This window comes from Noviherbaspirillum pedocola (assembly GCF_016632335.1).
GTDB lineage: Bacteria > Pseudomonadota > Gammaproteobacteria > Burkholderiales > Burkholderiaceae_D > Noviherbaspirillum_A > Noviherbaspirillum_A pedocola.
On the sequence record NZ_JAEPBG010000048.1, the window covers coordinates 1 to 16,706 of the forward strand.

The window sequence follows — 16,706 nt, forward strand, 5'->3', positions numbered from 1 at the left end:
CCGTGTCGCCGAACCCTGAAGCGGGGCGCGGCTAAACTCGCTACGCTGCGCTTCGCTCAAACAGACGCCGCACCTTATCCGCTTCAGGGCCCGGCGCCACGGCGCGATCAACGGGATTAAAGGCAACGGCAACGGCAAAAGCCAAAACCAACTGCAACTGCAACTGCAACTGCAACTGCAACTGCAACTGCAACTGCAACTGCAACTGCAACTGCAACTGCAACTGCAACTGCAACTGCAACTGCAACTGCAACTGCAACTGCAACTGCGCGCGCTCACCCCACCATGCCCGGCAGTCCAGTGAACAATTGCCGCATGTAGTCCAGCATCACGGTCAGCATCCACGGACCGGCAATGACCAGCGCGACAAAGATACCGACGAGTTTCGGGATGAAGGACAGCGTCGATTCATTGATCTGCGTCGCCGCCTGGAAGATGCTGACGACCAGGCCAATGATCAGCGACACCAGCAATAGCGGCGCGGCGATCATCAGGGTCACTTCCATCGCATGGCGGCCGAGGGTCATCACACTTTCGGGGGTCATTCCAATTCCTTCGTTGCGTGTAGGGCCTGCTCCGCCCACGCGTTTCTTCGATCAAGCGCTGGCCGCGTGGGCGGAGCAGGCCCTACGGGATATACGGGATTTACAGCATCAGTAGAAGCTCTGTGCCAGCGAGCCGATCAGCAACTGCCATCCATCGACCAGCACGAACAGCATCAGCTTGAATGGCAGCGACACGATGGACGGCGACATCATCATCATGCCCATCGACATCAACACGCTGGCCACCACCATGTCGATGATCAGAAAGGGAATGAAGATCGCGAAGCCAATCTGGAACGCCGTCTTCAATTCGCTGGTGATGAAGGCCGGCACCAGCAGGCGCAGCGGCACGTCGTCCGGACCCTGCAGCGCTGGCGAGCCGGACATCTTCACGTACAGCGCCAGGTCCGACTGCCGCGTCTGCTTCAGCATGAAGCCCTTCAGCGGCGCGGCGCCCTTGTCTAAAGCCTGCGAGAAGTTGATGCGGTTTTCCTGCAGCGGTGCATAGGCGTCGGTATAGATGCGGTCCCACACCGGACCCATGACGAACAGCGTCAGGAACAATGCCAGGCCGACCAGCACCTGGTTCGGCGGCGCGGTCTGGGTGCCGATCGCCTGGCGCAGCAGTGACAGCACGATGATGATGCGGGTGAAGCTGGTCATCATCAGGAGCGCCGCCGGCAGGAAGGTGATCGAGGTCAGCAGCAGCAGCGTCTGCAGGCTCAGCGTGTAATTCTGGCCGCCGTTCGGCGCCGGCGTGCTGGTGAAGGCGGGCATGCCTTGCGCGAGGCAGGCGAGCGGCAGCATCGCGGCCGCGAAAACAAGGCCGCGGGCGGCCCACTTACTTGACATTGCGTTTTTCCAGGGTTTGCTTGAGCCAGGCGCCGAAATCCGGCGCCGGGCGTTGAGACTCGGCGTCGCGCTGTTCGCCGCGCGGCAGCGTGGTCAGCATGCTCACGCGGCCAGGCGCCACGCCTACCACCAGCCATTGATCGCCAACTTCGAGAACCAGCACCTTTTCGCGGCTGCCGACCGACACGCCGCCAATGATCTTCAGCGGCGCGCCGCCGGCCATGCGCACACCGCCAAAGCGCTTCAACGCCCACAGCGCCGCGCCGAGCAGGCCGAGTACGACGATCAGGCCGAAGATGACCTGCAACAGACTCGCAGCCGAGCCCGGCGCGGCCGACGTCACCGATGCCGTTGCGGGAGTGTTTGCAGCAGGCTTTTGCGCAGCGGGTGGATTCGTCACCGGCGCAGCAGAAGACTGTGCCGAACCCGTGCCTGCGCTGGGCGGAGCGCCTGTCGCCGTTTTTGCAGCATCTTCCACGCCGCCATGCGCGCCGGCGCCGCTCTGCGCAGTGGCGTCGGCTGGCGCAGCCTGTGTGCCTGCACTCGGCTGCACTACCTGCGCCGCGGCGCCGATGGCAGCTCCGGGCGGCGCCGGTTCGGCCGCGACCGCGCTGCCCGCGATCAACGTAGCAAGCACCATGGCAGCAAGCGCGGCAGTCAGGGACGGCGGGAAGTGCGGTTTCATTTGTTTAATTTGCGGATGCGTTCCGAGGGCGTAATGATATCGGTCAGCCGGATGCCGAATTTGTCATTGACCACCACGACCTCGCCCTGCGCGATCAGGCAGCCATTGACCAGCACATCCATCGGCTCGCCGGCCATGCCGTCGAGTTCGACCACCGAGCCCTGCGCCAGTTGCAGCAGATTCTTGATCGCGATCTTGGTCCGTCCCAGTTCCACGGTCAGTTGCACCGGGATGTCGAGGATGAAGTCGATGTCGTTGTGCGTAGCCTTGCTGCCGGCGCCGGAAAACTCCTGGAAGATCGAGGCGCTCGCGGCCTGCATGCGCGAGGCATTGGCCTCGGCCGCCTGCTGCTCGGCGATTGCCGCGCCCCAGTCGTCTTCATCGATGATCTCGGTGTTCGGATCATTGGCCATGGTCTTCTCCTTCCTTGTTCTCTTGCGAGCTGTTGATCATGCGTTCGACGCGCAGCGCATACTGGCCGTTGATTTTGCCATAGCTGCATTCCATTACCGGCACGCCGTCGACCTTGGCTTCCACGGTCGGCGCCAGCGTAAACGGCAGCACGTCGCCGACTTTCATGTTGAGAATTTCGCCGAGCGTGGTGCGGGCATTGCCGAGGTCGGCCACCAGCTCCACTTCGGCGGTCTGAATCTGCTGCGTCATCAGCCGGATCCAGCGCTTGTCCACCTCCAGGGTTTCGCCCTGCAGGCTCGAGGTCAGCAGGTCGCGGATCGGCTCGATCATGGAGTAGGGCGTGCAGAAGTGCATTTCGCCGGACACCGGGCCGAGTTCGATGGTGAAGGTGGTCGATACCACCACCTCATTCGGCGTGGCGATGTTGGTGAATTGGGTATTCATCTCCGAGCGGATGTATTCAAAGGAGATCGGATACACCGGCTCCCAGGACTTCGCATAGTTCTCGAAGATGATGCTGAGCACGCGCTGGATGATGCGCTGCTCGGTCTGCGTGAAGTCGCGGCCCTCGACCCGGGTATGAAAGCGCCCATCGCCGCCGAAGAGGTTGTCGACGATGAGGAACACCAGGTTCGGATCGAGCACGATCAGCGCGGTGCCGCGCAGCGGCTTCATGTAGACCAGGTTCAGGTTGGTCGGCACCACCAGGTTGCGGATGAATTCGCTGTACTTGGTCACCCGCACCGGACCGATCGACACTTCGGCGCTGCGATGCAGGAAGTTGAACAGGCCGATGCGCATTAGGCGCGCGAAGCGCTCGTTGATGATTTCCAGCGTCGGCATGCGGCCGCGGACGATGCGCTCCTGGGTGGCCAGGTTGTAGGTGCGCACACCCGAGGTGTCGGCCTGCGAGCTGGCTTCGTCGGTATCGCCGCTGACGCCCTTGAGCAAGGCATCGACTTCGTCCTGCGACAGGAAATTCTCAGCCATGGATGCTTACTGGATCACGAACGCGGTAAACAGCACATCGGTCACCTCGACTGTGGGACCGCCCTTGGAAAACGGTTGCTCGAACAGGGCCAGGATTTCCTCGGCAAGTTTCTTCTTGCCTTCCACCGTGGCCAGCTCGGCGCCGCGCTTGGACGACAGCAGCAGCAGGATGCGGCTGCGGATCTGCGGCTGGTAAGTCTTGATGGTTTCCACGTCTTCCGCGCCGGCGACCTGCAGCGTGATCGAGGTTTGCAGGTACTGGTCGCCGTTCTCGCCCGGCTGCAGGTTCACGGTGTACGGGTCCATCGGCAGGAACACCGGCGGCGCAGAAGCCTTGGCGTGGCCGCCCTTGGCCTTGCCCTTGCCTTTGCCCTTGGCGGACGCATGGGTATCTTCATCGTCGCCGGCCTCGTCCTTCTTGTGGCCGAGGAAATACCAGGCCGCGCCGCCGCCGATGCCGAGCACGAGCACGGCGGCGATGATGATGACCAGGAGCTTGGATTTCGGTTTCTTCGCGCCGTCCGCGGCGGCGGCCGCGGCCTTGGCGGCGGGTTTGGATGTTGCCATGCGCCTTCCTTCGGTGATGATGCTTTATCGGATGGATGACATTATCGGGAATGCCGGCGGCGCGGAATGCGGGGATTAGAGGGGGATCGTGGCGGGTATTCGAGGGTTTGGGGCGCAGGGACGCAGTTCGTGGGTTGGACTGACGCAGGAAGCCCAAGATGTCCGAGGCCCGCCGGCGCCTGATGTTGGGCTTGCCAGCCCAACCTACGCATGACCGAGGAGCTCGTAGTCCGCAGGCGCTTGATATTGGCTCGTAGGTTGGGCTGCAAGCCCAACATGCCCGCGGTCCGCCGGCGCCTGATGTCGGGCTTGTCAGCCCAACCCGCGCCTCACGCGAAGGTATCCACCGCGCCATCCGGCGCAATGCGCACCACGCCTTGCCGCACGCGTGCATCGGTCGCCGCCACGCCCCCGATGGCGAATGCCTCGCTGCCGCGTTCGCGCCGGTTGCCGCGGCCATCGTCGCCACGTTCCGATCCGCTGAACTGTCCCTGCGTGCCAGCGCCGACATTGGCTTGCCCGAGCTGGATGCCGGCGTCGCTCATCATTTCCTTCAATCTTGGCAAGGCCGCTTCCAGCGCCTGGCGCACTTCTGGCTGTGCCGCGGTGAAGTTCACCGTCGCGTGATTGTTGTTCACCGCCAGCACCACCTGCAGCGGACCGAGGTCCGGCGGGTTCAGCGTCAGCGACGCGCTCTGCTCGCCGCCGGAAGCCATCCACACCACCTTCTGCCCGAGCGCATTGTCCCAGGCGCTGCTGCCGACCGGTGGCGCGAGGCGCGCTTCCGCCGGCGCCTGCGTTGCCGCGACAGCCGCAGAGGTCTGCTGCAATGCCGAGGCCAGCGCTGCTGCGGGCAGCGGCTGCTGCTGCGCCTGTTGCGCATCGGCCTGTTCGCGCGCGGCCATGGTGTCGGACATCATGCGCGCATAGCCTTCGTCGGCCTTCAGCGGCGCGGCTTGCGCAGCCGCAGCGGTAAGGGCCTCGGGCGCGGCATGCGGCGTCTTGTCCTCGACCGCGCCGAGGATGCCGGTGCGCGGTCGCGCCTTCGGATCCGCCGCGCCATCGGCCAGCGGCGCATCCTGCGTCACCACCTTGGCATCGGGCTTTGCCGCATCGGCGCTCGCGCCCACGCCATGCATCAACTGCATCATCAGCGCCGCCTGGCTGGCGCCGGGAATATCGGCCAGCGCATCCTTGCCGTCGGCGGCATCCTGGGTCTTGTCGTCGGCGGACTTGGCATCCGCCGTCTTCGCATCGCCGTTCTTGCCTGCGGCCTGCGTGCCCTGAGTTGCCGGCGTCGCATCGCTCGCCTTGCCGTCATCGGCAGATTTCGCGTCCGTCGGCTTCGCGCCGTGCGCATTCGATCCCTGCGACTGTGCCGACTTCTGCGGGCTCGGGCTGGCCTGCGGCATGGCCGGCGCAGGCGGCGCGCTCTGCGCCAGGTTCTGCGACAGCATCTGGTTGAAGGAGGGGCCCTTGTCCTGCGCCGCGGATGAGGAGGGCGAAGCGGGCGCTGCCGCATTGGCAAGCGTGCCCAGAGTATTGAGGATGCCGGTCAGATTCATCGTGCTTAGCGTTTGTACAGGAATTTGCGGGCCGCGGCTTCGTCGCTCTGCTTCTGCTCGCGCTTGGCTTCTTTCTTCTCGATCGCGGTTTCGGCGCGGGTCTTCAGCGCGTCATAGGAAATGCGCTTTCTTTCGGATTCGCGCCAGGCGCTGCGTTCGCCTTCGGCGCGCTTCTCGGCATCGCGCACGAGCTGCTCCTGGCCGTGGATCGCGGTGTCGAGCTTGTCCATGAAATTCTGGTAATTGCGGTAGGCCATGGGCGTGAAGCCGTTGGTCATCGTCTGCTGGAAGCGGCTCACGTATTCCTCGCGGTAGTTCGACAGCAGCTCGAGCTTCTGCCGCGCGCCGTCGACGTTCTTGACCGCGCGGCCCAGGCGCTGGGCGGCTTCATCGACCTCGGTCACCGCGAGTTCGATCAGGGTCTGCAATGCAAAGAGATTGGCCATGCGGCATTATCCCGGCCGGCTTGCGATTTCGATCACGAGAATAGCGCGGCAAGTTGGCCGCAGCTCTCGTTCATCAGCGAGCGCTCGTGGATCCCTTGCTGCAGGAAGCGCTCGATTTTCGGGTACAGCGCAATGGCCTCGTCCAGCATCGGATCATTGCCCGGCGTGTAGGCGCCGACCGCGATCAAATCGCGGCTGCGCTGATAGCGCGAAGTCAATTGCTTCAGGCGCCGCGCCAGCGCGCCCTGCTCGGGCGAGGTGATGCTGTGCATGACGCGGCTGATCGATTGCTCGATATCGATCGCCGGATAATGCCCGGCCTCGGCCAGCGTGCGGTTGAGCACGATATGCCCGTCGAGAATCGCGCGCGCCGAGTCGGCAATCGGGTCCTGCTGGTCATCGCCTTCGGTCAGCACGGTGTAGAAGGCCGTGATCGAGCCGCCACCGGGACGGCCATTGCCGGTGCGCTCGACCAGCGCCGGCAGCTTGGCAAACACCGAGGGCGGATAGCCCTTGGTCGCCGGTGGCTCGCCGATGGCAAGCGCAATCTCGCGCTGCGCCATCGCATAGCGCGTCAGCGAATCCATGATCAGGAGCACATTCAGGCCCTGGTCGCGGAAATGCTCGGCGATCGCGGTGGTATAGGCCGCGGCCTGCAGCCGCATCAGCGGCGGATTGTCTGCCGGCGCGGCCACCACGGCTGAGCGTTTCAGGCCATCTTCGCCGAGGATCTGCTCGATGAATTCCTTCACCTCGCGACCGCGCTCGCCGATCAGGCCGACCACGATCACATCGGCGCTGGTATAGCGCGCCATCATGCCCAGCAACATGCTCTTGCCCACGCCCGAGCCAGCGAACAGGCCCATGCGCTGGCCGCGGCCCACGGTCAGGAGTGCATTGATCGCGCGCACGCCGGTATCCAGCGTTTCCGAGATCGGCGCGCGGCCGAGCGGATTGGCGGCGCGCACCGACAAGGGCGCTGCCGCATCGGCATTCAGCGGTCCGAGATTGTCCAGCGGCCGGCCGGCGCCATCGACCACGCGGCCCAGCAGCGCATTGCCCACCGGCAGATGGCGGCCACGATCGCTCGGGCGGCGGCGCGGATGGTCGACCGAGCCGGGGCGCGGCAGTGACAGCGTGGCTTCCACCGGGAAGACGCGGCTGCCCGGCACCACGCCGTCGACATCGCTTTGCGGCATCAGGAACAATCGCTCGTTGTCAAAGCCGACGACTTCGGCCTCGATACGGCTACCGTTGGAAAGGGGAATGGTGCAGGCACTGCCCACGGCCAGCTTCAGGCCGACGGCTTCCATCACCAGGCCGGTGACGCGCGTCACGCGGCCCGATACCTGCATGGTTTCGGCAATGCCAAGAATTTCGCGGCAGTCGCGCAGATAACTGCGCCAGCGCGCGGTGGCGAAATCGGCGGCGGGTGGTGAAGTGACGCCCGAGGTATTCAGGCTCGCGTCGGTCGTCATGCCAGCCACTCGGATTCGCGGCCCAGCGCCTGCGCAATACGCTGCCAGCGCGAGGAGGCAGACGCATCAATCTGATTGCTCGCGGTCTCGACGCGGCAGCCGCCGCGCTCCATCGCCGCTTCATCGAGCACGCGCCAGCCCGCGGCGGAAAGCTCGGCGCCCATGCGCTCGCGCACCAGCAATGCATCTTCGGGATGCAGAAAGAGCAGGGCGGGCTGCTGCAGCGTGGGCAGATAACCGATCGCTTCCGACACCACCGGCAGCACGAGTTCCGGCCGCACCGTGAGCGCATGCTTGAGCATGGCCTTGGACAAATCCAGCGCCAGATCGAGCAGATCCTGAGCGACCTGTTCGCGCGCCTTCGAAATCTCGGCGCCGAAGGTCACCGACAGTTGCTGCAGCAGCGTGTTTTCTTCCAGCGCCTGCGCGCGGCCCTGTTCCATGCCGGTCTGGTAGCCCTGCGCCAGGCCTTCGGCCAGGCCCTCGCGCCGCGCCGATTCGCGCGCGGCGGCGATCTGCTCGCGCGCTTCGGCCAGCAGCGCTTCGACATCGACCGCCGGCATCGGCGGCTCGGCTTCCGGCTCGGGTTCCGGCGCGGGCGGCTCGCCGAAGGACGCCATCTCCCAGCGCTGGTACGCGGTCTGCTGCTCTTTCGGGATGGCGTTAGACATACGCGTCCTCGCCCTTCGCGCCTAGCTGAATTTGCCCCTCGTCGGCCAGGCGGCGCACCACCTGCAGGATTTCCTTCTGCTGCGCTTCGACCTCGGACAGCCGCACCGGTCCCTTGGCTTCCAGGTCTTCGCGCATCATCTGCGCCGCGCGCTGCGACATGTTCCTGAAGATCTTCTCGCGCATCTCTTCCGACGCGCCCTTCAGCGCAATGATCAGCGACTCGGACTGCACTTCGCGCAGGATGGTCTGGATGCCGCGGTCGTCGATATCCATGATGTTGTCGAAGACGAACATCTCGTCCATGATCTTTTGCGCCATGGTTTCGTCGTAGCCGCGCAGGTTCGACATCACCGAGGCTTCGTTGTCGCCGGACAGGAAGTTCAGGATCTCGGCCGCGGTACGGATGCCACCCATGGGCTTCTTCTTCACGCTCTCGTTGCCGGACAGGAGCTTGGTCAGCACTTCATTCAATTCACGCAGCGCCGCCGGCTGCACGCCGTCCAGCGTGGCGATGCGCAGCACTACGTCGTTGCGCAGGCGCTCGGTGAAATGGTTCAGGATCTCGCAGGCGTGATAGCGCTCGAGGTGGACCAGGATGGTGGCGATAATCTGCGGATGCTCGAAGCGGATCAGGTCAGCCACCGATTCCGAATCCATCCACTTCAGGCTTTCGATGCCGGAGGCGTCGCGCTGGCCGAGGATGCGGTTCAACAGGCCCGCGGCCTTGTCGTCGCCGAGCGCCTTGGTCAGCACGGTGCGGATGTATTCATCCGAATCCAGGCCGATCGAGGTGTTTTCCTCGGTCTTGGCGATGAAGCCTTCCAGCACGGTTTCGAGCTGCTCGCTCTGTATCGCCTTCATCGTGGACATGGCCGCGCCGAGCTTCTGCACCTCGCGTGGCCCCAAAAATCGCATCACTTCCGCGGCTTCGTCCTCGCCCAGCGCGAGCATCAGAATCGCCGCCTTTTGCGTGCCAGCGTCGCTCATTCTTCAATCCAGTTCTTGACTATGTTGGCCACCATGCGCGGGTCCTGGCGCGCCAGCGCCTTGGCCGCTTCGAGGTTTTCCTGATAGCTGCGCACCTTGGGCGGGGCTGCCTCGCCGGAAATCGACACCACCGCATCCTCGTCTTCCTCGTCGACCAGTTCGTCCGCCGTGCCTTCCACCGCAGGCGGCAGCGCCGGCGCTTCCGGCTTCGGATTGAGCTTCTTCAGCATCGGCCGCAGCACGCCGAAGAACAGGTACAACAGCAGCAGCACGGGCAGCAGGTAACGCCCGATTTCCTTGGCCAGCGCGATGTTGTCCGGGTTCTTCCAGATCGGCAGTACCGGCGGCGCTTCCTTTTCCGGGGTAACGAAAGGCGTGTTCAACACCGACAGCGAATCGCCGCGATCCTTGGAAAAGCCCATCGCTTCACGGATCAGGTCGGTGATCTGCGTCTTCTCTGCATCGGTCAGCGGGCGCGAGACCGGCTTGCCATTCTTGATCTCGGTGCGGTAGTTCAGCACCACCGCCACCGACAGCCGGCGCAAGCCGCCCATGGGCTGCTGCACATAGCGCACGGTCTTGTCGACCTCGTAATTGATGGTGCTGTCACGGCGCGACTGCGTCGACGCTGCCGGCGGCTGCCCGTTGGCGGCCGTGGCATTGGGCGGCGGCGTCTGGCCATTGACCGGCGCGGTGGCATTGGCCTGCGGCTGGTTCGACAGCGCGCCCGGCACGCCTGAAGCGCCATTGCCGCCGGGGCCGGAAGATTCGCTGCTCTGCTGGCTGCGGATCGATGCGGCATCCGGCTTGCCGTTCGGCTTGTAGGTTTCGGCAGCCTGCTCGACGCGTGAGAAATCGACGTCAGCCGTGGCCTCGGCATGCACATTGTTCGGGCCGACCACCGGCGTGACGATGGCCTCGACGCGGCGCGCGATATTGTCCTGCAGCTCCTGCACATACTTGAGCTGGGTCGCGTCCAGGGTGTTGTTGGCATTGGCCGGCTTGTCGCCCGTGAGCAGATTGCCATCCTGGTCGACCACGGTGACATTCTTCGCCGGCAGGTCCGGCACGCTGGACGCGACCAGGTGAACGATGGCGCTGACCTGCTGCTGGTCCAGCACCCGGCCGGCATGCAGGTTCAAGAGCACCGAGGCGGTCGGCTTCTGCTGCTCGCGCACGAACACGGTGGACTTGGGCATGGCCAGGTGCACGCGCGCGGTCTGCACCGCGCCGATGGACTGGATCGAGCGCGCCAGCTCGCCTTCGAGCGCGCGCTGGTAATTGACCTGCTCCAGGAATTGCGACACGCCCAGCTTCTGGTTTTCCATCAGCTCGAAGCCGACGCCGCCGCCCTTGGGCAGACCCTGGCCGGCGAGCTTCAGGCGCACGTCATGCACCTGGTCGGCCGGCACCAGGATGGCCACGCCGCCGTCGGAATACTTGTACGGCACGTTCATCTGCTGCAGGGCCGCGACGATGGCGCCGCCATCCTTGTCGTTGAAGTTGGAGAACAGCACCTTGTATTCCGGCTTGGCGCTCCACATCCAGATGCCTGCCATCAGCGCGATCACCAGGGCTGCGCCGACGGACAGCAGGATCTTGCGGCCGTTCGGGCTGTTCAGGAATCCCTTGATGCCGCCGGGCGCCTCTTGTTGCGCGGGGATGGCTTCTATCGCTTCCATGGGGTGTGCTGGGTCTCCGGACCGGGTGAGCTATCAACAATGCAGGGGCTTTTTACCGAAGCGCATTGTGATTTGCCGCGCGGAAATTCAATCCCGGGAATAGAGCGGGATTTGTCCGTCTGATCGCCCCTCTTGCCGAGAGCCGGCTTGCTAAGGTAGCGCCGTTGAGGATTCCGCAGGAAAGCGCAGGGAGGAACGGCAATGCCGACGATAGATACCGACAGGATTCAGTCCATGGTGGCGCAGCTGCAGAACATGGCCGCGCGCGCCAAGGCGCCGGCCGCGCCGAGCGAGACTGCCGGCCTGACCGACTCGGTCGGCGCGGCGGGCGCGGTAAAGGGCGGTGCGCAGGTCGATTTCAGTGCCGCATTGAAGGGCGCGCTCGATGGCGTCAATGGCATGCAGCAAAGCGCCGACGCGCTCGGCCAGCGCTTCGCCCTGGGCGACGACAGCGTGAACCTGTCGGATGTAATGATCGCGACGCAGAAGGCCAGCATTGCCTTTCAGACCACGGCGCAGGTGAGGAACAAGCTGGTGTCGGCGTATCACGACATCATGAATATGCAGGTGTGAAGCCTGCGATAACAGAGTGGCCGCGTTGAGTGCGTAGGTTGGGCTGGCAAGCCCAACATGCTCGCGGGCCGCAGACGCCGGATGTTGGGCTTGGCAGCCCAACCTACGAGAAGCCAACATGCTCGCGGGCCGCAGACGCCGGATGTTGGGCTTGGCAGCCCAACCTACGAGACCGAACGGAAAGCGATATCCCGCTCAACTACCCTGCGCGGCGCGCAGTTCCGGCACGAACAGCTCGTTCCACTTCGCCGGCTTGGTCTTGATCGTGCCGGCCCGGCCCATGAAGTTCACGTATTCCGAAATGCCGTTCGGCGTGGTCGAGAACTGGGTATCCGGATCGTCCAGAATCTTTTCCACTTCCTCCTGCGACATCTTGATCTTCGACACCTTCAGGAAGGTCGCCGCGGCGGCCTTGTGGTCCTTCTTGATATAGGCGTTGGCTTCTTCCTGCGCCGCCATGAAGGCCTTGATGAGCTTCGGATTCTGATCGACGAAGGCTTTCGGCGCGAACACCACGTCCAGCGTGATATTGCCCAGCACCTGCGTCGAATTCACCACGCGATGGATGCGCGCATCCTTCAGCTCCTGGTAGGAGAACGGCGGCGAGGTGAAGTGCGCGGTGATCTCGGTTTTGCCCGACAACAGCGAGCCGACCGCTTCCGGATGACCCAGGCTCACTGTCATGGGATCGAGCTTCGCATAATTCTCCTGCCCGAACTCCTTCGCGGCGACCATCTGCAGCACCACTGCCGACAAGGAAGTCTTGATGCCGGGGATGGCGATCTTGTCCTTGGGCGTGAAATCCTTCAGCGACTTGATGTTCGGATTGTTCGTGTTCAGCCACAGCGAGGAGGTGGACAGCGCGCCCAGGCCGGTGACCTCGGCGCGCGGAATGCCGCGTGCCTTCGACCACAGCGTGATGAAGCCGGGCGCGCCAATGCCGGCGATGTCCAGGTTCCCGGCCAGCATCGCGTCATTGATCACATTGCCGCCATCCAGCGTGAGCCATTCGGTCTTCACGTCGCCCAGGCCCTCGGCTTTCGCATGCTTCTCGATCAGCCCCTGGTCGCGGATCACCATCAGCGGCAGATACAGGATGCCGTAGCCATGGGAAATGCGAACCTTGTTGGCCTCCGCATGGGCGGGAACGAAGGATGCCGCCAGCGCGGCGGCAAGGGTGCTTGTCAGTACGAGTTTGGTGAAGCTCCTGCGTTTCATGTCGGTCTCCTGGTTTGTTATTGATGTGGTCAATGTCAATGCGCCATGCCCCAGCGGCGGATGGTGCGCTTCTCGATGTTGGCGAAGATGATGTTCTCCACGAACAGGCCGATGGCAATCACGAAGAACAGCCCGGCGAACACGTTCGCGGTTTCAAGCTGGTTGCGGTTCTCGAAGATGTACCAGCCCAGGCCGCCGGTGCCGGAGGATACGCCGAACACCAGTTCGGCGGCGATGAGCGTGCGCCAGGCGAAGGCCCAGCCTATCTTCAGGCCGGTGAGGATGCTCGGGAAAGCAGCGGGCACGAGGATGGAGCGCACCAGCGCAAAGCGCTTCAGTCCATAGTTCTGGCCCACCATGGTCAGCGTCTTCGATACCGCGCGAAAGCCCGCATGGGTATTGAGTGCCACCGACCAGAGCACCGAGTGCACCAGCACGAAAACCACGCTGCCGGTGCCCAGGCCGAACCAGATCAGGGCCAGTGGTAGCAGCGCGATCGCCGGCAGCGGATTGAGCATCGAGGTCATGGTTTCCAGGAAGTCGTTGCCGAGCTTCGAGCTGATTGCCACCGTCGTCAGCAGCGACGCCAGCGCGATGCCGATCACATAGCCCATCACCAGCGTTTGCAGCGACACTGCAGCACGTTCCAGCAGCACGCCGCTGGAGATGCCGGATACGAAGGCGCTGATGGTCTCGGAAAAGCTCGGGAACAGCAGTGAATTGCCGAGCCAGCGGCCATAGGCTTCCCAGATTGCAGCCAGCACGATGAGCAGCACGCTCTTGCGCAGCCAGCCGTGGCGATACAGGGATTCGAAAGTCGACAGCGGCGCCTGCACGCTGGCGGCGTCATTCTGCGACGGCTCGCAAATGATTTCGGGACGAAAGGCGGGAAGGGTGCTCATGGGATTGTCCTTCAGTGGGAAAACAGCATCGCGTTGATGCGCGCTTCGAGCGCGGACTGGCTGGCCGTGCCGAGCTCGCTTTCGGGAATGCTGTTGAGTTCGGCCTTGACCTGGCCCGGATGCGGCGACAGCAGCAGGATGCGGGTGCCGATGCGCACCGCTTCCTCGATCGAGTGCGTGACGAACAGCACGGTGAAGCGGGTGTCGTCCCACAGCCGCAGCAGCTCGTCCTGCATCTTGCGCCGCGTCAGCGCATCCAGCGCCGCATAGGGCTCGTCCATCAGCAGCACATCCGGCTCCATGGCCATGCCGCGCGCGATCGACACGCGCTGCTTCATGCCGCCGGACAGCGTATGCGGATAGCTGTCGATGAATTTCGCCAGGCCGACCATGGCGATGTAATGCTCGGCGCGCTCGCGCATTTCGGCGCCGCGCAGCCGACCGCTCGCATGCAGCGCAAATTCCACGTTCTGGCGCACGGTCTTCCAGGGCAGCAACTGGTCGAATTCCTGGAACACCATCATCCGGTCCGGCCCCGGCTCGGTGATTTCCCGGCCCTTCAGGCGAATGCTGCCAGCCACCGGGTTCAGGTAGCCGCCGATGGCTTTCAGCAGCGTGGACTTGCCGCAGCCGGATGGGCCGAGCAGCACGAAGCGATCCGAGGGATAGACCTGGAAGCTGACATTGCGGGTGGCGGTGACGAGGTGTTCGCTGGTCTTGTACTGCAGCGTGACGCCGTCGATTTCCAGCAGCGGCGCGGCCGTCTGCTGCGCGGTCCCGGCGTGGGACAACGATTGCGCATCGATTTGCACGATGGTCTCCTGTCATTGACTTGTTTTGCTTGTGACGACATCCTAGCGGCCCAAGCTGTAACGAATCTGAACTCGAGCACCCCATGCGCATCCTCCTCGTCGAAGACACCGATGACGTCGCCCAGGCGATTGCCTCGCGCCTGGCCGCGATCGGCCATACCGTGGACCGGGCCGCCGATGGCCTGCTTGCAGCCGGCATGATGCGCGGCGACTACGACCTGATCATCCTCGACGTGATGCTGCCGAAGATGGACGGCTTCGCGCTGTTGACGCGGCTGCGCGAAGCCGGCCGCGATACCAAGGTATTGATGCTTACCGCCTGCGGCGAGGTCGACGAAAGAGTTCGGGCGCTGGACCTCGGCGCCGACGATTACCTGATGAAGCCCTTCGACTACCGCGAGCTCGACGCCCGGGTGCGGGTGCTGCTGCGGCGCGGCGGCGGCGACTCCACCAATATCCTTGCCTGCGCCAACCTGCGCCTGGACCGCAAGAGCCGCAGCGCCAGCCTCGACGACCGGGCGCTGGAGCTGACCCGGCGCGAGATCACGCTGCTGGAGATCCTGGCCTCCAAGCCTGGCCGCATCTTCGGCAAGGCGGAACTCATCGACCGGCTGTTCACGCTGGACGACAACGCCAATGCCAATACCGTGGAGCAGTATGTCGCGCGCCTGCGCAAGAAGCTCACGGACGCCGGCTTCGAGATACGGACGCTGCGCGGACTCGGCTATCAGCTGGTGCTGAAATGATCCGGGCCGGGAAGTCGCTGTATGCCGGCCTGGCATTGCGCATGGCCGTAGTGCTGGCCGGCAGCGCGGCGATTCTGCTGGGCGCGATCTGGCTATCCACCCGCTCCGCCGTTGACGAAGCCTATGACCGCATGCTCAGCGCCAGCGCGCTGCAGATCGCGGAAAACCTCTGGTACGAACATGGCAGGCTGAATGTCGACGTGCCGATGGCCGCGTTTGCGACGATGACTGCCGGGGACCGGGTGCTGTACAACGTCATCGGCCCGGATGGCCGCAGCATTGCCGGCGACCCGGAGTTTCATCCGGCCATCCCGTGGAAGGACCTGGTCTCCGGACCGGTGATCATCGATGGCTACGACCACGAGCTGCCGGTGCGCATAGCCATGATCGGCCGCGCGATGCCGGTAGAGAACGGCAATCCCTGGGCGGTGGTGATCATCGGGCAAAGCCGCTTCGCGCGCTCGGCCTTTCTCGACGGCCTGATGGCCCGGGTATTGCTGGCCATCGTCATCACCGGCGCGGTGGCCGCGGTGGTCGGCATGTTCACGCTGCACCAGGCGCTGTCGCCGCTCAAGCGCATCGAGGCCGCGATTGCGCAGCGCAGTCTGACCGAGCTGCAGCCGCTGGCCATGACGGTGCCGCGTGAATTGCTGGCGGTGGTCAGCGCGATCAATGCCTTCATGGAGCGCCTGGCAACGCGGCGCCGCATCATGCAGCGCGTGCTCGGCGATACGGCGCACCAGTTGCGCACGCCGGTGACGGCGTTCCTGTCGCAGATTGAAATGCTGGCAGCGGAGCGCGATGACACGCGTCGCGACACGCTGCTCGATCGCTTGCGCCTGCGCGCGCAAGACCTCGGCGCGCTCGTCAATCAGTTGCTGCACCACGCGATGGTGCTGCACCGCGCCGATGCGGTACCGAAGCAGCGCGTCGATCTGAAGGCGCTGGCGCAGACCGAAGCGCTGGACATGCTGTCCCATGCCGACCGCGCGCTCGACCTGGAAATGCGCGCGCCGGATGACGGCTGCGAGATCGAAGCGGACGCGGTGAGCGTGCGCGAAGCCTTGCGCAATGTGCTGGCCAATGCGCTGCGCTACGGCGCGCGCAGCTATCTGCATGTCGAGCTGAACGATCTTGGGCAATGGCTGGAACTGAAGGTCATCGAGGACGGGCCGGGCATTCCCGAGGAAGCCTGGAGCCGGGTAAGGCAAGCCTTCGCGGTGGACAGTTCCGGACGCAGCGGCGCGAGCCTGGGGCTGGCCATCGTCGATGAGGTGATGCGCTCGCATCAGGGGGAGCTGCGTTTCGAGAAGAGGGAAGGCGAAGGCTTTGCGGTTTGCCTGCGTTTTCCGAAGCTTTCGGCGTGAGCGGGGTGCTGTTGATGTGATAGCGGTGCAGTTGCCGTCGCTGTCGCCGTTGCCGTTGCCTTTGCAGTTGCCGTTGCCTTTAACCCCCGTTGATTGCGCCGTGACGGCGATGCCCGGAGCGGGAAAAGGTGCGGCGTCTGTCTGAGCGAAGCGCAGCGTAGCGAGTTTAGCCGCGCCCCGCTCCGGGCATCGACGGCACGGGGAC

The 16,706-nt window shown here is 64.4% G+C and carries 19 protein-coding genes; 3 read left to right on the forward strand and 16 right to left on the reverse strand.

Annotation, left to right across the window (positions count from 1 at the left end; genetic code table 11):
* Window positions 1-40 precede the first annotated feature (40 nt).
* The 13 genes from JJB74_RS32310 to fliF form a co-directional block, all read right to left on the reverse strand.
* Window positions 41-259 (reverse strand): hypothetical protein, encoded by a 219-nt coding sequence (locus tag JJB74_RS32310; protein ID WP_200598660.1) that lies wholly within the window; start codon window positions 257-259, stop codon window positions 41-43.
* A gap of 16 nt (window positions 260-275) precedes the next feature.
* On the reverse strand, window positions 276-545 hold the full coding sequence (gene fliQ, locus JJB74_RS32315) for a flagellar biosynthesis protein FliQ (protein WP_200598661.1): 270 nt from the start codon (window positions 543-545) through the stop codon (window positions 276-278).
* Between the two features lie 108 nt (window positions 546-653).
* On the reverse strand, window positions 654-1,397 hold the full coding sequence (gene fliP / locus JJB74_RS32320; protein WP_407672457.1) for a flagellar type III secretion system pore protein FliP: 744 nt from the start codon (window positions 1,395-1,397) through the stop codon (window positions 654-656).
* The gene (fliO, locus tag JJB74_RS32325) at window positions 1,387-2,082 is read right to left on the reverse strand and encodes a flagellar biosynthetic protein FliO (protein ID WP_234485047.1); all 696 of its coding nucleotides are present in this window, start codon (window positions 2,080-2,082) and stop codon (window positions 1,387-1,389) included. The genes fliP and fliO overlap by 11 nt, the downstream gene beginning before the upstream one ends.
* A complete protein-coding gene (fliN, locus tag JJB74_RS32330) occupies window positions 2,079-2,495 on the reverse strand; it encodes a flagellar motor switch protein FliN (protein WP_200598662.1) in 417 nt (138 codons plus the stop codon). The genes fliO and fliN overlap by 4 nt, the downstream gene beginning before the upstream one ends.
* Window positions 2,485-3,486, reverse strand: coding sequence for a flagellar motor switch protein FliM (gene fliM, locus JJB74_RS32335; RefSeq protein WP_200598663.1), 1,002 nt, complete (start codon window positions 3,484-3,486; stop codon window positions 2,485-2,487). The genes fliN and fliM overlap by 11 nt, the downstream gene beginning before the upstream one ends.
* A 6-nt stretch (window positions 3,487-3,492) precedes the next feature.
* Entirely contained in the window at window positions 3,493-4,053 is a 561-nt protein-coding gene (fliL, locus tag JJB74_RS32340; RefSeq protein ID WP_200598664.1) for a flagellar basal body-associated protein FliL, read from the reverse strand.
* Between the two features lie 329 nt (window positions 4,054-4,382).
* Window positions 4,383-5,618, reverse strand: a complete 1,236-nt coding sequence (locus tag JJB74_RS32345) for a flagellar hook-length control protein FliK (RefSeq protein ID WP_200598665.1) — start codon at window positions 5,616-5,618, stop codon at window positions 4,383-4,385.
* 5 nt (window positions 5,619-5,623) lie between these two features.
* Window positions 5,624-6,064 (reverse strand): flagellar export protein FliJ, encoded by a 441-nt coding sequence (gene fliJ / locus JJB74_RS32350; protein WP_200598666.1) that lies wholly within the window; start codon window positions 6,062-6,064, stop codon window positions 5,624-5,626.
* 32 nt (window positions 6,065-6,096) lie between these two features.
* Window positions 6,097-7,542 carry a flagellar protein export ATPase FliI gene (gene fliI / locus JJB74_RS32355; protein ID WP_200598667.1) on the reverse strand — a complete coding sequence of 482 codons (1,446 nt, stop codon included), beginning with the start codon at window positions 7,540-7,542 and terminating at the stop codon, window positions 6,097-6,099.
* Entirely contained in the window at window positions 7,539-8,213 is a 675-nt protein-coding gene (locus JJB74_RS32360; protein ID WP_200598668.1) for a flagellar assembly protein FliH, read from the reverse strand. The genes fliI and JJB74_RS32360 overlap by 4 nt, the downstream gene beginning before the upstream one ends.
* The gene (gene fliG / locus JJB74_RS32365; protein WP_200598669.1) at window positions 8,206-9,201 is read right to left on the reverse strand and encodes a flagellar motor switch protein FliG; all 996 of its coding nucleotides are present in this window, start codon (window positions 9,199-9,201) and stop codon (window positions 8,206-8,208) included. Before fliG ends, JJB74_RS32360 begins: the two co-directional genes overlap by 8 nt.
* Window positions 9,198-10,883, reverse strand: coding sequence for a flagellar basal-body MS-ring/collar protein FliF (gene fliF, locus JJB74_RS32370; RefSeq protein ID WP_200598670.1), 1,686 nt, complete (start codon window positions 10,881-10,883; stop codon window positions 9,198-9,200). The genes fliG and fliF overlap by 4 nt, the downstream gene beginning before the upstream one ends.
* 201 nt (window positions 10,884-11,084) lie before the next feature.
* Between fliF and fliE the strand changes: the two genes are divergently transcribed.
* Entirely contained in the window at window positions 11,085-11,456 is a 372-nt protein-coding gene (gene fliE / locus JJB74_RS32375) for a flagellar hook-basal body complex protein FliE (protein WP_200598671.1), read from the forward strand.
* A gap of 195 nt (window positions 11,457-11,651) precedes the next feature.
* Here fliE and JJB74_RS32380 read toward each other — a convergent pair whose 3' ends face one another.
* From JJB74_RS32380 to JJB74_RS32390, 3 genes are read right to left on the reverse strand one after another with little or no spacing between them, the layout of a single operon-like run.
* Window positions 11,652-12,674: an ABC transporter substrate-binding protein gene (locus tag JJB74_RS32380; protein WP_200598672.1), complete on the reverse strand. Its 1,023-nt coding sequence runs from the start codon at window positions 12,672-12,674 to the stop codon at window positions 11,652-11,654.
* 35 nt (window positions 12,675-12,709) lie between these two features.
* Window positions 12,710-13,576, reverse strand: coding sequence for an ABC transporter permease (locus JJB74_RS32385; RefSeq protein ID WP_200598673.1), 867 nt, complete (start codon window positions 13,574-13,576; stop codon window positions 12,710-12,712).
* 11 nt (window positions 13,577-13,587) lie between these two features.
* Complete coding sequence (locus JJB74_RS32390; RefSeq protein WP_407672458.1) at window positions 13,588-14,388, reverse strand: ABC transporter ATP-binding protein; 801 nt, start codon at window positions 14,386-14,388, stop codon at window positions 13,588-13,590.
* Window positions 14,389-14,471: 83 nt separating this feature from the next.
* Here JJB74_RS32390 and JJB74_RS32395 point away from each other — a divergent pair, with 83 nt between their 5' ends.
* Window positions 14,472-15,134 carry a response regulator transcription factor gene (locus JJB74_RS32395; protein WP_200598674.1) on the forward strand — a complete coding sequence of 221 codons (663 nt, stop codon included), beginning with the start codon at window positions 14,472-14,474 and terminating at the stop codon, window positions 15,132-15,134.
* Window positions 15,131-16,501 carry a sensor histidine kinase gene (locus tag JJB74_RS32400; RefSeq protein ID WP_200598675.1) on the forward strand — a complete coding sequence of 457 codons (1,371 nt, stop codon included), beginning with the start codon at window positions 15,131-15,133 and terminating at the stop codon, window positions 16,499-16,501. The genes JJB74_RS32395 and JJB74_RS32400 overlap by 4 nt, the downstream gene beginning before the upstream one ends.
* Window positions 16,502-16,706: the final 205 nt, after the last annotated feature.